This is a genomic window from Stenotrophomonas sp. YJH_SMC_14-1 (assembly GCF_059372275.1).
Genome location: NZ_JCAFVK010000017.1, coordinates 1 through 17,896, shown reverse-complemented (window position 1 = coordinate 17,896; position 17,896 = coordinate 1). Strand labels below are relative to the sequence as shown.

Here is a 17,896-nt window from a genome sequence, read left to right as displayed (position 1 = left end):
CCAACTGTTCGGGCGGTTCAGGGAGAATCCGGCGTGGGGACCCAAGCTACTTCTCGGTCGCAAGACCTGGATCCACACGGTCGCCCACGCCGGGCTCTCGGCACCCAAGGTGCCAGATTGGCAAGAGATAAGATCCACGCCTTGCGTGGATGCCTTTCGCGCATCACGCATCGAAACATGGTCACTCCGGCCGTATAGCGGGCAACAATCGCCTCGTAGAGTGCCTGTTGTTTCCGTGCCCCACGGCGCCCTGCCATGTCCGATGAAATCCCTACCCGCTTCGATCCGCTGCCTGCGGCGCTGCAGACGCATCTGCAGCACCAGCGCTCGCTGATCGCCGCGCGCGTGGCGGCCGGCTTCCCGACGTTGCCGGTGCAGTGGCCGCTGGCGGCCAGCACACTGCAGCGCGTGGTCGATGCCGAGCTGATCGATCGTGCCGACTGCGATGGCTGGGAAGCGCTGGGCGTGGCATTCGGTGACACCCTGGCCCAGCGCGTGCCGGGCCTGGCCTGGATGCAGGTCACCGATGCCTGGGGCATCGACGCGGTGCTGCGTTATGCCAACAGCAGCCTGCAGATCGGCGCCAGCACGCTGCTGCTCAAGCGCGCCGAGCAGGGCGAGATCATCGACATCGCCCACCTGCTTGCGTGGCTTGAGGAATTCGTCGCCACCCGCGCCGACGATTACGCCTGACGGCACATCGGGGTAGATCCACGCCATGCGTGGATGAATGAGACCACGCGACGGTGCCATCCACGCCATGACGTGGATCTACAGCCAGCGGCCGTCGACCATCACGCGGCGCTCCACCGGCACTCCGGCCACGGCGGCCGGGCCGTGCTCGGCACGCACGGCCACGAACGTCGCCGGCCGGCCTTCGGCAATGCCATGCTGCGGCAGGCCGATCACCTGCGCGGCGTGGGTGGTGACCATGTCCAGCGCCAGCATCAGGTCGGCGTCGGTGTAGAACCCGGAACGGTAGCCCAGCAACATCGCGCGCTGCAGCAGGTCCCCATTGCCATACGGCCACCAGCAGTCGCGGATGTTGTCATTGCCTGCGAACACGCGCACACCGGCATCATGCAGCGCGCGCAGCGGCGGGAACGGATGATCGCCCGGCGCGTTGCTCATGATCGCCACACCCGCCGTGGCCAGTGCTTCGCCCACCTGCAGCGCGCGCGCCAGCGGCACTTCGCCCAGCGAATAGGCATGGCTGACCGCAACCCGCCCCTGCAGGCTGGCGGCCCGCGTCCGCGCCGCGATGCGCAGCAGCTGGGCCAGGCCGGTTTGGCCGGGCTCGTGCAGATGGATGTCCAGCTGCACGCCGTAACGCTCGGCCAGGCCGAACAGCAGCGCCAGCTGGCCTTCGGCATCACCATCGAGCGTGGTCGGGTCGATCCCGCCGAGCACCTCCACGCCCGCGGCAAGCGCCTGCTCCAGTACGGCGGCGGTGCCGGGACAGGACATCACCCCGGCCTGCGGAAACGCCACCAGCTGGATCCGCATGATGTCGGCGCAGCGCAGTGCCGCCTCGCGCACCGCTTCGAGATGGCCGAGACCGGTGCTGCCGTCGATATCGACATGGCAGCGCATCGCCACCGTACCGAAAGCACTGCATTGGCGGATCAGCGCCTCGGCACGGTCCACCATCGGTGCCGCACCCGCCACCGCCGCCTTCTCCACCGCCAGCCGCTCACGCAGGCTGTTCACCGGCTGGTGCGGGTGCCAACGGTCGCCGACGAAGCTCTTGTCGAGGTGAATGTGGCCGTCGATCAGCCCGGGCAGCACCGCGAAGCCCTGCAGGTCGACGCATTCCGCCCCTTCGACGGGCGTGGCCTCGCCATTGAGCCCGCTGATGCGGCCATCACGGATATGGAAATGCAGTGGCGCACCGTCGCGGTCGACACCGCCATGGACGAACTGGAGGGTCATCGGGAACTCCCGGAATGCCAAGAATGGCGCCATCGTGCGCCTCGCCGCAGCCATCGGCCAACGAAATATCTGGATGGCACGCATTCACCAGAACGATGACTGCCCTGCGACAACCGGTCGCAGCCACGCCGTGCACACCCCTGAACGGGTAACATGGGCGCCTGTTTCCGCTGTGATGCCGCATGGGCCCGTCCGACCGCCACGATCGTCTCCGCCGCTGGCAGGCCGCGTCCCTGCTTGCCGCCGCCCCGATCGCCAGCCTGTCCGCCACCGATGCAGCGGCTGCCGCGCCGCTGCAGTCACCGCCGGGCCAGCAGCGCATCGCCCCGGCAGCGCTGGTCGAGCGCCTGCACCAGCGCGTGCTGTCCGGGCAGAGCGCCACCGCCACGCTGGAACACTGGTGTGCCGAACACGGCCTGGCCGAACAGGCGCGGGTGCGTGCAGTGCGCGTACACGGCCAGGACAAGCCTGCCCCCACCGACGTGCTGCAGGCGCTGGGCGTGAAGCCGGGTACCGACCTGCGCTATCGCCGCGTGCAGCTGGTCTGCGGTAGCCGCGTACTGTCCGAGGCCGACAACTGGTACCTGCCCGGCCACCTCAGCCCGGCCATGAACCAGGTGCTGGACAGCACCGATGAACCGTTCGGTCGCGTGGTCGGCCCGCTCGGTTTCCAGCGCCAGACCTTGGCCGACCAGACGTTCTGGCCGCCGCGGGGCAAAGGCGACCGCGGCGTGATCCTGGAGGTGCGTGCCCTGTTGCGCGACCGCCAGCAGCAGCCTTTCAGCTACGTCATCGAGTCGTACCTGCAGCAGGCACTGCCCTAGGCGAGCGGCGCGCGCCATCACGGCGGATATCGACACAGCAGAAGGCCCGGCAATGCCGGGCCTTTCGTTCGCCTGCCGGATCAGCGGAACCGGTAGTCCAGCTGCACCCAGTACTGGCGGCCATACGGGTCGTAGTTGCCGACCGGGTAGAACGGCCAGCCGCCACCGTTCTTGTCCGCCGGCGGGCGGCTGTCACGCAGGTTGTTGACGATCACGCCCACCGACAGGTTCTCGCCGAACTGGCGGAACACGCTGGCGTTGTACGTCATGTACGGCGCGATGCGGCCACTGCCATCGGTCTTCGGCAGCGAGCCGAAGCGGTTGCCGTACAGCGTGGTGGTCCAGTCACCCTGGTTCCAGGTGATGCTGCCGTTGGCCTTGCTGCGCCACTGGTAGTCATCCAGCGAATTGCGGATGTCACGCTCCGGATCATCGGAGAACTGCCGGTATTTGTGCTCCAGCACCACGGTGTAGGCCAGGCGCGTGGTGAAGCGGCCATAGCGACCGGCATCGAAACGCCAGTTGCCCTTCAGGTCCAGGCCGCGAACCGATTCAGAGGCGGCGTTGATCGGATTGATCAGCACACGGGTCACCTGGTCCGGCTGCACGGTTGCATTGGACGGGTTGCGGATCACACGCGACAGCGCGTCCTGGCACAGCGGTGAGCCGATGTCACGCGCTTCGCCGCCCAGCGTCTTTCCCAACCGGCAATCGGCCTCGTCGCGCAGGATGCGGCTGGTATCGAGGCTGGTCACCTCGTTGTCGATGCGGATGTCGTAGTAATCGGCACTGAAATCCAAGCCAGCCGCCGGCGACCAGACCACGCCGAAGCCATACGACTTGGCCGATTCCGGCTGCAGCTGCGGGTTGGCACGGTTGCTGTAATCGATCGACAGGCCGTTGTAGTCGCAGTTGTCATACGACTGGCCTGCGGTGCGGCAGCGCCAGTAATCGGTCATGCCCGGGTTGTAACCACGCGTCTCGGTCGCGAACACGTAGTTCATGTCCGGCGCCCGGAAGCTGGTGGCAGCGGTACCACGGATCAGCAGGCTCTCGATCGGGCGGAACTCGACGCCAAAGCTCCAGGTCGCCTTGCCGATGTGCTCACCACCGGCTCGGTACTGGTCATAGCGCCCGGCCAGGGTGGTGGTCAGCGACTGCAGCAACGGCAGCTGCAGCTCCACGCCGGCAGCATAGCGGTCGCGCTCGCCACCGGCACCAATACCGGCGCTGGTGTTCCAGAATTCACCGGTGCCCAGTCGCGGGTCCGGTCGATTACGATAGCCCTGGTTGCCAGCTTCGACCACCGCGGCCAGCGCAGCGTCGCCACCGGGCAGTGCGAACAGCCGGCCGTTGACGCTGGCGCTGACGGTCTGCAGCCACGCCGCGTTGCGGCTCTCCTGGTAGCCGGACAGGCTCTGGTACTCGTTCGGGCTCAGCGGCTGGAACAGGCGCGCGGGATCCGGCGCATAGACCTCTACGCCATTGCGCACGCCCAGCTTCGGGCCCAGCAGGTATTCGTTGATACCGGCCAGCAGCACCGGGCGGCGGGTGCGGTTCTCGTAACGCGAACGGCTGTAGACCGCCTCATAGTCCCAGCCACTGTCGCCGATCTGGCCGCGCGCGCCGACGTTGAATGACCACGAGTTTTCCAGGAAGCGGTTGGCATTGCGCGGCAGGCCACCGATTTCCTCGGGCGCAAACCGGCGGTACCAGCTTTCCAGGTTGCCGGTGGTCTGGTTGTAGAAGTAGTTGCGGGCCGAGGTCCAGGTGGGCGCACGGGTGTTGTTGGTGATGCGTGCGCTGCCCACGGCCAGATCGGCGAACAGGTCGGTGGTCTCGTTGACGTGGAAGGTCAGCAGGCCGTAGCCGTTGAGGTTGCGCTTCTCGGTCTGCACCGTCCAGTAGCTGGCGGCGGCCTCGTTGCTGCCGCAATACCAGCCCTGGCGCGGGTTGAAGGCACGGAACACGCTGCCGCCATAGATATCCGACGCCGCGTCGCAGCCATTGGCGCCCGGATCGATGTTGCGACCGGTCGCGGCGTTGCGGCGATACGCGATCGCGGTCGCCTGCGGCGCCTTGCCAGCCGGGTCATCATCCAGCGAGTCCATGAAATCGCGCTGGCGCGCATGGATCGCCTTGCGCACATCGAACTCGAAGCCGAACAGCGCATCCCAGCGCTCGCCGGAACTGCCACCAACCACCTGCGCGCGCTGGTTGTCGCCACCGCCCTGCTGGGTGCCGCCGGCGCGCACGTTGACATCCACGCCTTCAAAACGGTCCTTGAGGATGATGTTGACCACACCGGCAATGGCGTCGGAGCCGTACACCGCAGACGCACCGGCAGCCAGCACTTCGATGCGCTCGATCAGCGCACTGGGGATGTTGGCCAGGTTGACCACGTTCACCGAGCCTTCGTAGGCCAGCGGGTAGTCGGCCTGGCGACGGCCGTTGACCAGCACCAGCGTGCGGTTCGGGCCCAGCCCGCGCAGGTTGATGGTGTTGGCGGCCGGAGTGAAGGTGTTGCCGAAGTCCTCACCCTGCACGTTGCCGGTGTTTTCGGTCAGGGCGCTCAGCGCGTCGAACGCGTTGCGGTAGCCCTGCGCGTCGATCTGCTCGCGGCTGATCACCGTCACCGGCGAGGGCCCCTCGACACTGGCACGTGGAATGCGCGAGCCGGTGACCTTCACTTCCTGCAATGAGGTGGGTGCGCTTTCCTGCGCGAAGGCCGGCGACGAGACCAGCATCAGGGACGACAGCGCTAGCACCAGCGGACGCGGGCGCAGCGCCTTGTGGGAGGCGGACATGGGCTTCCTGGGGGAGTTGGACGGGTGGTATGGGACCGGAGGCCTGCGCGGCGCATAACGATCCCGTAACGAAAGTGTCCTGAATGGATGGTTTCAACGGAAATGACCAGCCCTGATGGACTTATGCCTGAACCGAATCAGGCTCCGCCCGGTGGTCGTCGCGTTTTTGCAATCTTTTGAATGGTCTGGCGAAGCGGACATTGCCATCGTTCCGGGGATGATGACCCCGTACCCCACATCCCTCCTCCCCCCGCTGCGCCCGGTGTCGCGCCGCCATCTGCTGCAGCTGCAGGTGGCACCGGTCACCCTGCGCCCGTTCCAGCGGGCCGATCTGCCGGCCTGGCGCCTGTTCGATGACCGCCGCCGGCGCGGCCGCCGCCATCCGGCCGGTATCGACGAAGAAGCCCGCTTCCTTGCCCACATGCATCGCTCGCGGCTGGAGCAGGACAACGACCAGCTGCTGCTGGGTGTGTTCGATGACGAGCACGGCACTGTCCTGGACCAGCTGCATGTCCGCCTGCAGTCCCTGCATACGCGCTGCGCCGAGCTGCTGTCGCTGCAGCATTGGCACCCGCACGTGGATGCAGCGCTGCGCGCGCTGTGCCCGTTCCTGTTCGAGGATGTGGGCGTGCACCGCCTGTTCGTGATGCTGCCACCAGACTGCAGTGACCCGTTCGCCACTGCGCTGCACGCCTTCGGCTTCGAGCACGAAGGCCTGTTGCGCGACCATCATCTGGATCTGGATGGCTGGCAGGACCGCCAGCTGCTGGCGCTGACTGCACCGGTCTGGCGCAGCCGCCAGCAGCCACCGGGTTAGCGGACCCGCTCCAACGCGTCGCCTGCGCCGGTCAGCACCGAGCAGGCGTGGTCCTGCAGTTCTTCGGCGCTGGCCTCGTTGCCGGTGCCGGCGTCCACCCGGGTCGCCAGCAGGATGAAGCCCGGGCCGCCCTGCACGGCGTCCCGGCCGGCCACGACCAGGCTCCACTGACCAACGTCGTCCACGCCTGCGAGGTCGTAAGCCAGCAGATTGAGCGGATTGGCGGTCAGTTCCGCGCCCGCCAGCAGGCGTGCCTGGTATTGATGGCCGCGCAGCAGGACCGGCAGCGGTGCCCAGCGGCTGCCGAGGGCGGCAGCATGCGTGTCCAGCGCCTGCAGCACGTCGGCGCGCAGGCAATCCACGTGGATATGCAGCTGGTGCTGCGAGCGGCCGTGCGGCGAGTTCAACGCCAGGCTGGCGACGTTGCGCGGCAGTGGTTGCCGCAGGGCCTGTTCGGTGTGGCTGCGCGCCTGCCAGGCGGCAGCGAAGTAGTTCGGTGCACCACGCTGGTACAGGCTGCGGCTCTCGATACCGCTGACCTTGTCCAGCGGCATCAGCAGGAACTGGTAGTCGCCGTGCGCATCCTTGACCAGCACATCGCGGCGGTCTGCGGCTGTCTCCACGTGCAGGCAGTCGCCGCGTGGACCTTCGGCGCCCCGGCAGTCACGTTCGATCAATCGCCACAATGCATCGGAATGGGCCGGCGGCGGCGGCGCACTGGCACAGGCGGACAACAGCAGCAGGGAGGACAGCAGGAAGGGGCGCAGGGACACGGCAACGACTCACGGAGCAGGCACGGCAGACAGCACCGCGCTGCATTCTAGCCAGTGCGAAGCTGCAATCAGTAGGTGCCGAACGGCACTTCAACCACGATCGGGGCGGCACCCTCGCCGGCCTGCAGGCTGTAGCGGTCCAGCGCCCCATCGTCATCGGCGTGCGGCTGGCGCTGGAAATGCAGCGGGTAGCGGGTGTCCCCCAGGCGCACGGCGCTGCCGTCGGCCTCCAGCGCGGCACCTTCCGGAATCAGCAGCCCGCCCAGGTCACTGTAGGCGCCAGGCACATCGGCAAAGCTGTAGTCGGCCAGCTCGTCCACCCGCTGCATCGCATAGACGTGCGGCACATAGGGACGTGCGGGGCTGCGGCCATTGCTCAGGTCGGTCACCCAGGCCTGCGGCAGGTGGTACTGCTCGCGCAGCGCGGCCACGCCCAGCGAGGGGCTGGCCACCTGCAGGCAGCACACCGTGCGCTTGCCTTCGCGGTCAAGAATGGCGAAACGGTCACCGCGGGTGGCCGCCTGCGGCAGCATGGCGAAGGCCAGGTTACGCTGGGCCGGTGCGTAGCCGGATTCGGTCTGCAGGTTGCGCCAGGCACCGAATACCGGGGTTTCGACCGGCGCGGGTTCCGGATCGGCAGCGGAGGCGGAGGCGGAGGCGGAGGCGGCAAACGCTACGCCCAGCAACGACAACACCAGCGCCGTCATCGTCTTGTCCTTGCCGCGGAAACTGCCTGCCGTCATACCGTATCCAACACCTGCGCCGGAAAGGCCCGGCCTGCCCGCTGGCGTATTGCCAGCCATTGCTCCCACTATGCAATGACCACGCTGTGCCGGCAATGACCGGGGTGCTGACGCCTTTCGCACGCTCGGTGCTATCGTTCCCGCCATCTTCCCCTGCGCAGGAGCGCTCGCATGTCTGCATTCCGTCTGTCCCTGTTGCTGCCAGCCTCTGCCCTGCTGCTGTCGGCCTGCGTCAGCACCCCTGGCCCGGAGGTCAAAGGCAGCGGCCGCTGCGACGCCAGCCAGCTGGGCTGGGCGATCGGCCAGCCGGCCAACGAGCCCAACATCCGCCGCCTGTCCCGCGAGAGTGGTGCCGGCCTGGTCAACCCGATCGGCCCCAGCACCATCACCACCAAGGACATCCGCCAGGACCGCCTGCGCGTGTTCGTGGACAAGGACAACGTCATCACGTCCACGCGCTGCGAGTAAGCGCCACCACCGCATTTGTAGGGTCGAGCCATGCTCGACTGGCTTTTCGCGCCGCCCATCCGAAGACCCGTCGAGCATCGGTCGACTCTACAATTCAGGGTTCGGTATAGCCGGCACAGTCCGGCAGTGCCTGGTTCGGGTGGAACATCCCCGCCCCGAAGCGGAACAGCCGCGTGTAGGTACACGCCGGGTCCTGTTCGATGCGCAGATCCTGCTTCTTCAGCGGCCCCCTGGCCAGCGAATCCTCGAAGCGCGAAACACCGGCCGGGAACCGGGTCGCCACCGTCTGGTAGCGCAGCACCGGCATCCCCTGCTCTGCAACGTCCAGCGCCAGCTTCGCCGAAAAGCCGTACTCGTCGTGGCAGGCGCCTGCGCGCTGCTTGCTGTCCTGTTCGCTGAAGCAGGCACGGATCATCGCGTTGCCCAGCCATGGCAGGGTCAGCACATCATCGTCCACCTGGATGTCGTCCTGCAGATGGCGCAACCGTGCCAACTGCAGCGTGGACGCATCGGCACCGCCACCGGAGTACATGGCGCTGAACGTGACGATGCCGCCCACCAGCACGTTCTGGCGGGCGCGCTGCTGCGGGTCGGTCACCGGTTCATCGCTACCGACACCCGGGGCCAGGCGTACGATCCAGGGCCAGAGTTTCAGCTCGCTTTCCTGCGGCACATCGATGCTGACGTGATAGCTGTGGGGCTTGCCTTGGCCCTGCACCTTTTCCAGCACTTCAAGCATGGTGGGCCGGTCCCCTTCCTCGGAGACCGGCTGCACGCGCACGCACCAGTTGCCGTCCCGGGTGCAGTCGTAAAGCCCCGACGGTCCAGTCTCACTCGCGATCAGCACCTGCCCCAGCGGCTCCATCACGTTGCCGGCGGCATCGCGCTGCTGCGGCAGGATCGCGCCCTGGGCCAGCGCCAGCAGCGGGGTCGCCAGCAATGCAGTGCACAGGGTGGCGCGGGCGGCAGCGGTGGGCATGGACGGCTCCTGCGTATGGGCTTCCGATGGTAACCGTTGACCGGGCGGCGTCGAGCCTGCTCGACTGCTTCTCACCACAAACACCAGCTGAGCGCCGGCTCGGCTCTACATCATCCGCAGTCGCAGCCACCCCACCCTTTTTTCTTCGAGGTCTGGCCGATACCCGGATTGAACGTATTGCTCGGGTCCAGCTGCCTGTAGAACCCGGCCAGCGCCGGCTTGGCCGGGTACAGGTGACCGACATTGTGCTCGGCCGGGTACTCGGCACCACGCTGGTCCAGCAATGCCCACATTGCGTGCTCGATCGCCATCGGGTCTTCACCCTTGCGCGCGATGTAGTCCTGGTGGAACACGTGGCACAGGAAGTGCCCGTAATACAGCTTGTGCAGCAGGCGGCCGTCGATATCGGCCGGCAACTGCTCGAACCAATCGGCATCATCTCGGCGCAGGGCAATGTCCAGCGCCACGATGTCCTGCACCTGCCCGCGATGCACTTCGCGGTAGCGCACCGCGGCACCGGCCACGGCGAAGCGATGCAGGAACGCCTTGCGCCCCTCCTCCGCGGTGCAGTGGAAATAGCCACCTTCGTGGCCAGTGAAGAAGTCGCGCAGCCAGGCCTCGGTTTCTGCTGCGTCCTGCGCGGAGACCTTCAGCAACAGATGATGCTCATAACGCTGGCGGAACTCGCCCATGCGCTTGGGCAGGTGCGAAGGCAGCAGGCCGGTCAGCACCTGCATCACCCGGTCGGCCACCCCGCGCAGGCCCAGCCGTTCGAACCAGCCGTCGACGCGGCTCTTCAATGCGAACGCGGCAGGTACACGTGCGGTGCCGAGGCGGTCGATCAGCAGGAAGCTGTCCTTGCCGTAGCGCTCGCCGATGTCGTAGGCATCGCGGTGGATGTACTCACCGGCAATCGGCAGGCGCTCGAAGCCGGTCAGCAGCTGGCGGCGGATCGCCGTGAGGCTGTCGGTGCGGTTGCTGCCGATGTAGAAGACTTCGGCGGCCTCCTTTTCGAAGGTATCCAGGCGCACCGCGAACACCGCCAGCTTGCCGGCCGAACCGGCAGCCTCGTAGTGGCGGCTGGGATCAGCATTGAAGCGCGCCGGGGTATCGGCGTCGACCTTGCGCACTTCGTCGGCGTAGCGCGGATCGGAGGCTGCGCGGCCGTCGCCGTCCCCCACATCCGACGCACTGTAGTCGCCCGCCTGCAGGCGCTGCAGGATCTGCTCGGGCGTATCGCCCAGCGCGATGCCGAGATGGTTGACCAGCTGTAGTTGGCCCTGCGCATCGACCCGCGCGTACAGCGCCAGCTCGGTGTAGGCCGGGCCACGGCGCACCAGCGCGCCGCCGGAGTTGTTGCAGATGCCGCCCAGCACCGAGGCGCCGATGCAGGACGAGCCGATCACCGAATGCGGTTCACGGCCCAGCGGTGCCAGCGTCTGCTCCAGGCGGTCGAGCGTGGCACCGGGCAGGCAGAGCACCTGGCGCCCTTCGTTCAACAGCTGGATGCCGGTCAGGCGCAGCGTGCTGACCAGCACGATCGGCCGACCGTAGTCATCGCCGTCCGGGGTCGAGCCACCGGTCAGCCCGGTATTGGCCGCCTGCAGGATGATCGCCGCCCCACCCTGCACCGCTGCCTGCAGCACGCGCCACAGTTCCAGCAAGGTACCCGGGCGCACCACCGCCAGTACCGGGCCATCGCCGAAGCGGTAGCCGCGACGGAAGCGGCGCGTGGCCTTGTCGCCGGTCAGTACATGGCGGCTGCCGACCGCGTCGCGCAACTGTGCCAGCACGGCATCGTGGCCACTCATGGCAGGCTGACCAGCGAATCGCGGCCGATGTCAGCGATGCGACGCGCACCGGTCAGTGTCATCGCCACGCGCATCTCCTTGGCGATCAGGTCCAGCAGGTTGGCCACGCCGGCCTCGCCCTGCGCGGCCAGCGCATAGACGAAGGCACGCCCCAGCAGCACGGTATCGGCACCGAGCGCCAACATGCGCACCACGTCCAGGCCGGTACGGATGCCCGAATCGGCGAGAATCTTCAGATCGCCCTGTACTGCGTCGGCAATCGCCGGCAGTGCGCGTGCGGTGGACAGCACGCCGTCCAGCTGGCGGCCACCGTGGTTGGAGACCACGATGCCATCGGCACCGAACCTGACCGCATCACGCGCGTCATCCGGGTCAAGGATGCCCTTGATCACCATCGGGCCCTTCCAGAATTCGCGGATCCACTCCAGGTCCTTCCAGGAAATGGAGGGATCGAAGTTGCTGCCCAGCCAACCGATGTAATCCTCCAGCCCGGTCGGGTTGCCACGGTAGGTGGAGATGTTGCCCAGATCATGCGGGCGGCCGAACAGTCCCACGTCCCACGCCCAGTGCGGATGGGTGATGGCCTGGCCGATGCGGCGCAGCGAGGCATTCGGGCCGCTCATGCCGGAGTGTGCATCGCGGTAGCGCGCGCCCGGCACCGGCATGTCCACGGTGAACACCAGCGTGGTCACGCCAGCGGCCTGCGCCCGCTCCAGTGCGTTGCGCATGAAGCCACGGTCGCGCAGCACGTACAGCTGGAACCACATCGGCCGCTGGATGGCCGGTGCCACTTCCTCGATCGGGCACACCGATACGGTCGACAGCGTGAACGGGATGCCGCGGCTGTCGGCCGCGCGCGCCGCCTGCACTTCACCGCGCCGGGCATACATGCCGGTCAGGCCGACCGGCGCCAGCGCCACCGGCATTGCCAGCGTTTCGCCGAACAGCTCGGTTTCCAGGCTCAGGTCGGACATGTTGCGCAGGATGCGCTGGCGCAGCGCGATGTCGGACAGGTCGGAAACGTTGCGCTTCAGCGTGTGCTCGGCATACGCGCCGCCATCGATGTAGTGGAACAGGAACGGCGGCAGCCGCCGTTCGGCAGCAGCACGGTAATCGGTGGAGGCGGAGATGATCATGGGGTCAACCGTGTGGGGAAGGTAGACGCGAGGCCCGCGCACGCCGGGCTTCGTTGTCATCGAGCGTGCGCAGCGTGGTGTGCACGAACTCGAGGTGGGCATGCGCGGCTGCGCGCGCGCGTTCGGGGTCGCCGGCCAGCACCGCGTCCATCATCTCGCGGTGCTGGTCGGACAACGGCGAGAAGGTCCTCGCCGAGGTGTAGAGCTTTTCGCGGCTCTGCGAGATGTTGGTCTGCAGCAGCTCGAACAGGCCGCGCATCACCTGCAGCAGCACCAGGTTGTGCGATGCCTCGGCGATGGACAGGTGGAAGGCTGCGTCGGCCTCCGCTTCACCGGTGGGGTCGTCCTTGCCGTGCGCGTCCATCATGGTCTGGAAGGCCTGCGCGATGCGCGTGCGGTCCTCGTCGGTGGCACGCAGCGCCGCATGCCAGGCGGTGGCGCCTTCCAGCGCATGGCGGATCTCCAGTACGTCGAAGCGGTATTCCGGGTCGCCCTGGAACAGCGGCAGGTACGGCGCCAGCGGTTCATCCAGCGCCTGCCGCGCGCGCGCCGCCGGTTCGGCCACGTAGGTACCGCCACCAACCCGTGCGGTCAGCAGGCCCTGGCTGGCCAGCTGCGCGATGGCTTCGCGCAAGGCCGTGCGCGAGACCCCCAGCTGCACCGCCAAGGTGCGCTCGGCCGGCAGCCGGTCACCCGGCTGCAGCCGCTGTTCCTGCACCAGGCCGCGCAGCTGTGCGGCCACCTTGTCCGAAATGCGTTGCATGCTCATGGCGCCATTGTGGCCCGAAGCGCGCAGCGGGTGGTCGGCCAGCCGTGCATGGCTCAGGGGATCATCCAGGTCAGCCAGTAGGCCTGGGCCAGGGTGATCAGGCCGACCATGGTGGTGAAGACCAGGCTGTGCTTGACCGTGAAACGGAACAGGTCCGACTCCTTGCCGGCCAGGCCGACCGCCGCGCAGGCAATGGCGATCGACTGCGGCGAGATCATCTTGCCGGTGACACCACCGGTGGTGTTGGCCGCCACCAGCAGCACGTCGGACACGCCGATCTGCTGTGCTGTGGTCGCCTGCAACGCCGAGAACAACGCATTGGACGAGGTGTCCGAGCCGGTCAGGAACACGCCCAGCCAGCCCAGGAACGGTGAGAAGAACGGGAACGCGTCGCCGGTATGCGCCAGCGCCAGGGCCAGCGTGGCAGACAGTCCCGAGTAGTTGGCGATGAAGGCGAACGCCAGCACCATGCCAATCGAATAGATCGGCATGCGCAGCTCACGCACGGTTTCACCGAAGGTCTGCAGCGCCGACCGGGCTGGCATGCGCAGCGCGATGATCGCGATCACCGCCGCGAGGATGATCGAGGTGCCGGTGGCCGAGAACCAGTCGAACTTGTAGACCGCCTCATAGCTGAGCGGCGCGTCCACGATCGGTGGCATCTTCTGCACCCTCTGGTCGAGGCCCGGCACCGGGACCTTCAGCACCCAGCCTTCCAGCGGGCCGCCTGCCGCGAACAGCGACTTGAACGGCTTGATGCTCCACAGCGTGACCATCGCAGTGAGGATGAGGAACGGCGACCACGCCTTGGCGATCTGGCCGACGCTGTAGCGCGGTGCCTCCAGCGCCTGTGCAGCCGCTTCGGCGCTGGTTTCGGTATCGAAGCGGAAGATCCGTACCGGCTTCCAGCGGCGCAGGAACAGGGTCAGGCACACCAGCGACGCCAGCGATGCGGTGATGTCCGGCAGCTCCGGGCCGATGAAGTTGGAGGTCAGGTACTGCGCGATGGCGAACGAGCCACCCGCAACGAGCACCGCCGGCCAGGTTTCCTTGATGCCGCGCCAGCCATCCATGATCGCCATGATCCAGAACAGCACGATCACGGTGAGGAACGGCAGCTGGCGGCCGGCCATCTGGCCGATCTCGAATGCATCCAGGCCGGTGACCTGCCCGGCCACGATGATCGGAATGCCCATTGCACCGAACGCCACCGGCGCGGTGTTGACGATCAGGCACAGGCCGGCGGCATACAGCGGCTTGAAGCCCAGCCCGACCAGCAGCGCCGCAGTGATCGCCACCGGCGCACCGAAGCCGGCCGCGCCTTCCAGGAAGGCACCAAACGCGAAACCGACCATCAGCATCTGCAGGCGCTGGTCTTCAGTCACCGACAGGATCGAGGCGCGGATGATGTCGAACTGACCGGTCTTGACCGAGACCTTGTAGAGGAACACCGCGCCGATGATGATCCACGCGATCGGCCACAGGCCGTAGACGAAGCCGAAGCCGGCCGCGCCCAGCGCCTGGCTCAACGGCATGCGGTAGAACAGCAGGGCCACGCCAAGCGCGATGGCCACGGTGATGGTGCCGGCCAGCCAGCCCTTCATGCGCAGCACGGCCAGGGCAACGAAGAAGAACGCGATCGGCAGCAGCGCGATCAGGCTGGACAACCACAGGTTGCCGGCGGGGTCGTACAGGTGTTGCCAAGGCTGCATGAAGACTCTCGACTGGATGCGGAAGGTGCCCCACCGCAGGCGGTGGATCGCCGTGGCTGATTATTGGTCGTACCAATAATGGTTTCGATCAGACCACTTGCAGCGGATTTAACCGCCACTCCGACGGAGAGCCTATTAGACCATAGGGCTAGATGCCATATTGGTCCGACCATCAAGATCGCCATGGTAGTGCCGGCCGCTGGCCGGCAATTCGAGATTCCCTACGAGATCCGTTTCTCCAACCGCCGCATCACCGCCAGCACCAGCACGCACAGCACGCTCACCCCGATCGCGATCACCTACTTGCTGATCCCCACCGCAATCCCGATGGCCGCCGCCATGATCAGCGAGCTGGCCGTGGTCAGGCCGCTGACCTGGTCCTCGCGTGACCCACGCAGGATGGTGCCAGCGGCAACAAAGCCGACACAGGCCACCACTGCTTCGATCAGGCGCACCGGATCAACCTGCAGCAGGTCGCGGTAACGCTCCTGCTGGAAATGCTCGGCCACCGAGTCGCCAAGGCCGACGATCAACGCGGCGGCCCCTGCGATCAGCATGTGCGTACGCAGGCCAGCGGCGTGCTTGCCCATCTCGCGCTCGACGCCGAGCACGCCGCCGAACAGCATCGCTGCGGCAACGCGCAGCAGGATCGAGACATCCTGGGTGAGTTCCATGGCAAAGGCTCCGGGGGTTTTTCCCGGAGCGTTGCTCGGCGGTCGTGGGACGGCGGTGAAGGCGATGGCACGCCTTCTTCACCGCACGCATTCATCCACGCATGGCGTGGATCTACTGACCGCATTCGCTCACTGCGCCAGGTAGCCACCATCGATGGCGTAGTACGCGCCGGTCGCGAACGACGCATCGTCGCTGGCCAGCCAGGCCACCAGCGCCGCCACTTCCTCGGCAGTACCCAGCCGCTTCAAGGCGTGACGGCCTTCCAGCGTGGCGCGCACCTTCGGGTCCATCTTCTCCAGCAGCGGTGTGCTGATGAAGCCCGGGCCGACCGCGTTGACACGAACGCCGTCGGCGGCATGTTCCCAGGCGGCGGTCTGGGTCAGCCCGACCACGCCGTGCTTGGCGGCCGCATAAGCGGTGGAACCGGCATACCCCACCTGGCCCAGGATCGAGGCCATGTTGATGATGCTGCCGCCGGTTCCAGCGGCTCGCATTGCCCGGATCTGCGCACGCTGGCACAGGAACACGCTGGTCAGGTTGACGTCGATGACCCGCTGCCAGCCATCGATCGGATAGTCACCGCTGCTGGCGGCCGGCCCGCCGATACCGGCGTTGTTGACCGCCACATGCAGGCCGTCGAGTTCCTTGATCGTGCGCTGCACCGCCGCCTCCACCGCTGCGTCGTCGGTGACGTCCAGCGCGATGCCAGTCGCCTGTGCACCGGCATTGCGCAACTGCGCCACGGTGGCATCCACCGCATCCTGCTTCAGGTCCCAGACCGAGATCCGCGCGCCGGACGCCGCCAGGGTCTGCGCCACGGCCAGACCAATGCCGGACACGCCGCCGGTCACGATCGCGGTCTTGCCGGTGAGTTGGTAATCAATCATCTGCGTTCTCCATCAGTGGGGGTATCGAAGTGGCCTGCAGCAGCCAACTACCCCACCCTACGCGCGTGCCTGTGATGGCCTGGCTGACACCGCGTCTACGGGTGATCGTTCCAGCCATGAAACCTCAACTCAAGTTGATGTATGGAATTACGTACGGATATGCATGCAAAACGCCGGCGTATGCTCGGCGGCATTTTCACTTTGGCCGTAATCGTCAATTGTTTTGACCCTATTGGAATCAAAAGCGCGCGAATCGAGGCGACAATGGGAAACGTTTCCAGTTTCTTCGACACACTCCATTCAATCTGGCGTTTCCCCAGCCATCCAGAGTGCCCACGCCACTGCTTCCCAGCATGCCTGCGCGGGTAACGACCGGATCTGCATCTGCGTTGCAGAGCGCGTGGGCGAGGTAATGCCAGCGTCCACCTCCAAAGTACGTGCCGAGCGATGTCCCGATACTTCACTTTTGCCGATTACCGCCGCTTTGGCCACCGTCATGGCTTCGATTACCGCGCTGACCCGGAACACCTGCGCGACGACCAGTGGGCCGGCCATGGCGAGGTCAACGAGCAGTTCCTGCGCGGCGGCATGAGCCTGATCGCCTCCGACGTCCATAATCGCTTTCCTTATGTAGCGACCGCCCAGCAGAGTCCCGGCCTGGCCATCCGCGTGATGCTGCAGGGCCAGGTCGATGTGCGCATTCCGCGACGCGGTGGTTTCACCCTGCGCGCCGGCACGGCGATGACCACGCACCACCGCGAGCAGGTCGAGATGACCGGTGCGCATCCCGGCGAAACGCGCATGCGCGGCGTCAGCGTCATGGTGCCCGGCCAGATCGATCCGGATCTGTTCCATCTGCCGCAGCTGGAGACCGCGCTCAACAGCCACCTGGAATGCCGCCACTGGGCCATTCCGCATACCCTGCTGCCGGTACTCGGCCAGTTGTTCGACAGCCCATGGGAAGATGGCATCGACGCCTTGTGGCGCGAGGGCGTTGCTCTGCAGCTGCTGGCCGTTGGCCTGAAGGCCGAGGATCTGCAGACCGACCCTGTACGAACGCTGCGGGCCGGCCAGCGCGAGCGCTTGGAGCGCGTGCGTGCCTACCTGCATGACGAGCCCAGTCACGCCCATAGCCTGGTCGAGCTGGCCCAGCTGGCCTGCATGAGCCCCAGCTCGCTGCGCCGTCATTTCGCCCAGCAGTACGGCTGCTCGGTGTTCGACTACCTGCACGAGCAGCGCATGCGCCACGCCGAACAGGGCCTGCGCGAGGACGGCTGGACGGTCGAGCAGGCCGCCGCCGCCAGCGGCTACCGTCATCCCAGCAACTTCGCCGCGGCATTCCGCAAGCGTTTCGGCCTGGTCCCCAGCCGCTGGCGCACGGGCCCTTCGAAGGTGGGGTGAGGCCTGTGCCCTGGTAGGTGTTGACCTTGGTCGACACGCTCCCGCGCCATCGCGGATGCCGGCCAGCGGCCGGCACTACCCCACCCGCCTGAATCGACATGCCATGGCTCCGCCTTGGCAGGTGTCGATCTTGGTCGATCGGCATGCCATGGCCCAGCCTTG

Annotated in this window: 15 protein-coding genes and 1 pseudogene; 5 read left to right on the top strand and 11 right to left on the bottom strand. The window is 66.9% G+C overall.

The window, feature by feature from the left end:
* The first annotated feature begins 255 nt into the window (after positions 1 to 255).
* On the top strand, positions 256 to 693 hold the full coding sequence (locus AC5P9P_RS20250; protein ID WP_049403496.1) for a DUF3806 domain-containing protein: 438 nt from the start codon (positions 256 to 258) through the stop codon (positions 691 to 693).
* Positions 694 to 771: 78 nt separating this feature from the next.
* On the opposite strand, the gene AC5P9P_RS20245 is transcribed toward AC5P9P_RS20250, so the two are convergent.
* Positions 772 to 1,932 (bottom strand): amidohydrolase family protein, encoded by a 1,161-nt coding sequence (locus AC5P9P_RS20245; RefSeq protein ID WP_033833896.1) that lies wholly within the window; start codon positions 1,930 to 1,932, stop codon positions 772 to 774.
* A gap of 182 nt (positions 1,933 to 2,114) precedes the next feature.
* Here AC5P9P_RS20245 and AC5P9P_RS20240 point away from each other — a divergent pair, with 182 nt between their 5' ends.
* Entirely contained in the window at positions 2,115 to 2,756 is a 642-nt protein-coding gene (locus AC5P9P_RS20240) for a hypothetical protein (protein ID WP_033833898.1), read from the top strand.
* An 80-nt stretch (positions 2,757 to 2,836) separates the two neighbouring features.
* Here the strand turns inward: AC5P9P_RS20240 and AC5P9P_RS20235 are convergent, their stop codons facing one another.
* A complete protein-coding gene (locus AC5P9P_RS20235; RefSeq protein ID WP_049403498.1) occupies positions 2,837 to 5,563 on the bottom strand; it encodes a TonB-dependent receptor plug domain-containing protein in 2,727 nt (908 codons plus the stop codon).
* A 217-nt stretch (positions 5,564 to 5,780) separates the two neighbouring features.
* Between AC5P9P_RS20235 and AC5P9P_RS20230 the strand changes: the two genes are divergently transcribed.
* The gene (locus AC5P9P_RS20230) at positions 5,781 to 6,380 is read left to right on the top strand and encodes a GNAT family N-acetyltransferase (RefSeq protein WP_033833900.1); all 600 of its coding nucleotides are present in this window, start codon (positions 5,781 to 5,783) and stop codon (positions 6,378 to 6,380) included.
* Here the strand turns inward: AC5P9P_RS20230 and AC5P9P_RS20225 are convergent.
* The gene (locus AC5P9P_RS20225) at positions 6,377 to 7,153 is read right to left on the bottom strand and encodes a CDP-diacylglycerol diphosphatase (RefSeq protein ID WP_005413766.1); all 777 of its coding nucleotides are present in this window, start codon (positions 7,151 to 7,153) and stop codon (positions 6,377 to 6,379) included. The genes AC5P9P_RS20230 and AC5P9P_RS20225 overlap by 4 nt on opposite strands.
* Before the next feature lie 68 nt (positions 7,154 to 7,221).
* The gene (locus AC5P9P_RS20220) at positions 7,222 to 7,896 is read right to left on the bottom strand and encodes a decarboxylase (RefSeq protein ID WP_111108302.1); all 675 of its coding nucleotides are present in this window, start codon (positions 7,894 to 7,896) and stop codon (positions 7,222 to 7,224) included.
* A gap of 171 nt (positions 7,897 to 8,067) precedes the next feature.
* Here AC5P9P_RS20220 and AC5P9P_RS20215 point away from each other — a divergent pair, with 171 nt between their 5' ends.
* Positions 8,068 to 8,364, top strand: a complete 297-nt coding sequence (locus tag AC5P9P_RS20215) for a hypothetical protein (protein WP_005410030.1) — start codon at positions 8,068 to 8,070, stop codon at positions 8,362 to 8,364.
* Between the two features lie 94 nt (positions 8,365 to 8,458).
* On the opposite strand, the gene AC5P9P_RS20210 is transcribed toward AC5P9P_RS20215, so the two are convergent.
* From AC5P9P_RS20210 to AC5P9P_RS20180, 7 genes and pseudogenes are all read right to left on the bottom strand, one after another.
* Positions 8,459 to 9,343 (bottom strand): hypothetical protein, encoded by an 885-nt coding sequence (locus AC5P9P_RS20210; protein WP_495233067.1) that lies wholly within the window; start codon positions 9,341 to 9,343, stop codon positions 8,459 to 8,461.
* 110 nt (positions 9,344 to 9,453) lie between these two features.
* Positions 9,454 to 11,154 carry a D-lactate dehydrogenase gene (gene dld / locus AC5P9P_RS20205; RefSeq protein WP_495233066.1) on the bottom strand — a complete coding sequence of 567 codons (1,701 nt, stop codon included), beginning with the start codon at positions 11,152 to 11,154 and terminating at the stop codon, positions 9,454 to 9,456.
* Positions 11,151 to 12,290, bottom strand: a complete 1,140-nt coding sequence (gene lldD / locus AC5P9P_RS20200; protein WP_005410033.1) for an FMN-dependent L-lactate dehydrogenase LldD — start codon at positions 12,288 to 12,290, stop codon at positions 11,151 to 11,153. The genes dld and lldD overlap by 4 nt, the downstream gene beginning before the upstream one ends.
* 4 nt (positions 12,291 to 12,294) lie before the next feature.
* Complete coding sequence (gene lldR, locus AC5P9P_RS20195) at positions 12,295 to 13,059, bottom strand: transcriptional regulator LldR (RefSeq protein ID WP_049403505.1); 765 nt, start codon at positions 13,057 to 13,059, stop codon at positions 12,295 to 12,297.
* 53 nt (positions 13,060 to 13,112) lie between these two features.
* Positions 13,113 to 14,771 carry an L-lactate permease gene (gene lldP / locus AC5P9P_RS20190; protein ID WP_495233065.1) on the bottom strand — a complete coding sequence of 553 codons (1,659 nt, stop codon included), beginning with the start codon at positions 14,769 to 14,771 and terminating at the stop codon, positions 13,113 to 13,115.
* Positions 14,772 to 14,992: 221 nt separating this feature from the next.
* Positions 14,993 to 15,445, bottom strand: a pseudogene (locus tag AC5P9P_RS20185) (MgtC/SapB family protein).
* A 129-nt stretch (positions 15,446 to 15,574) separates the two neighbouring features.
* A complete protein-coding gene (locus AC5P9P_RS20180) occupies positions 15,575 to 16,333 on the bottom strand; it encodes an SDR family NAD(P)-dependent oxidoreductase (protein WP_111173411.1) in 759 nt (252 codons plus the stop codon).
* Between the two features lie 447 nt (positions 16,334 to 16,780).
* Here AC5P9P_RS20180 and AC5P9P_RS20175 point away from each other — a divergent pair, with 447 nt between their 5' ends.
* Positions 16,781 to 17,734 carry a helix-turn-helix transcriptional regulator gene (locus AC5P9P_RS20175; protein WP_495233064.1) on the top strand — a complete coding sequence of 318 codons (954 nt, stop codon included), beginning with the start codon at positions 16,781 to 16,783 and terminating at the stop codon, positions 17,732 to 17,734.
* Positions 17,735 to 17,896: the final 162 nt, after the last annotated feature.

Bases quoted from the DNA above. Each gene is read 5' to 3' on its own strand.
- lldP (WP_495233065.1), bottom strand. From the start codon at position 14,771: ATGCAGCCTTGGCAACACCTGTACGACCCCGCCGGCAACCTGTGGTTG.
- AC5P9P_RS20210 (WP_495233067.1), bottom strand. From the start codon at position 9,343: ATGCCCACCGCTGCCGCCCGCGCCACCCTGTGCACTGCATTGCTGGCG.
- AC5P9P_RS20250 (WP_049403496.1), top strand. From the start codon at position 256: ATGTCCGATGAAATCCCTACCCGCTTCGATCCGCTGCCTGCGGCGCTG.
- AC5P9P_RS20230 (WP_033833900.1), top strand. From the start codon at position 5,781: ATGATGACCCCGTACCCCACATCCCTCCTCCCCCCGCTGCGCCCGGTG.
- AC5P9P_RS20175 (WP_495233064.1), top strand. From the start codon at position 16,781: ATGTCCCGATACTTCACTTTTGCCGATTACCGCCGCTTTGGCCACCGT.
- AC5P9P_RS20235 (WP_049403498.1), bottom strand. From the start codon at position 5,563: ATGTCCGCCTCCCACAAGGCGCTGCGCCCGCGTCCGCTGGTGCTAGCG.
- lldD (WP_005410033.1), bottom strand. From the start codon at position 12,290: ATGATCATCTCCGCCTCCACCGATTACCGTGCTGCTGCCGAACGGCGG.
- lldR (WP_049403505.1), bottom strand. From the start codon at position 13,059: ATGAGCATGCAACGCATTTCGGACAAGGTGGCCGCACAGCTGCGCGGC.
- AC5P9P_RS20245 (WP_033833896.1), bottom strand. From the start codon at position 1,932: ATGACCCTCCAGTTCGTCCATGGCGGTGTCGACCGCGACGGTGCGCCA.
- AC5P9P_RS20240 (WP_033833898.1), top strand. From the start codon at position 2,115: ATGGGCCCGTCCGACCGCCACGATCGTCTCCGCCGCTGGCAGGCCGCG.
- AC5P9P_RS20215 (WP_005410030.1), top strand. From the start codon at position 8,068: ATGTCTGCATTCCGTCTGTCCCTGTTGCTGCCAGCCTCTGCCCTGCTG.
- dld (WP_495233066.1), bottom strand. From the start codon at position 11,154: ATGAGTGGCCACGATGCCGTGCTGGCACAGTTGCGCGACGCGGTCGGC.
- AC5P9P_RS20180 (WP_111173411.1), bottom strand. From the start codon at position 16,333: ATGATTGATTACCAACTCACCGGCAAGACCGCGATCGTGACCGGCGGC.
- AC5P9P_RS20220 (WP_111108302.1), bottom strand. From the start codon at position 7,896: ATGACGGCAGGCAGTTTCCGCGGCAAGGACAAGACGATGACGGCGCTG.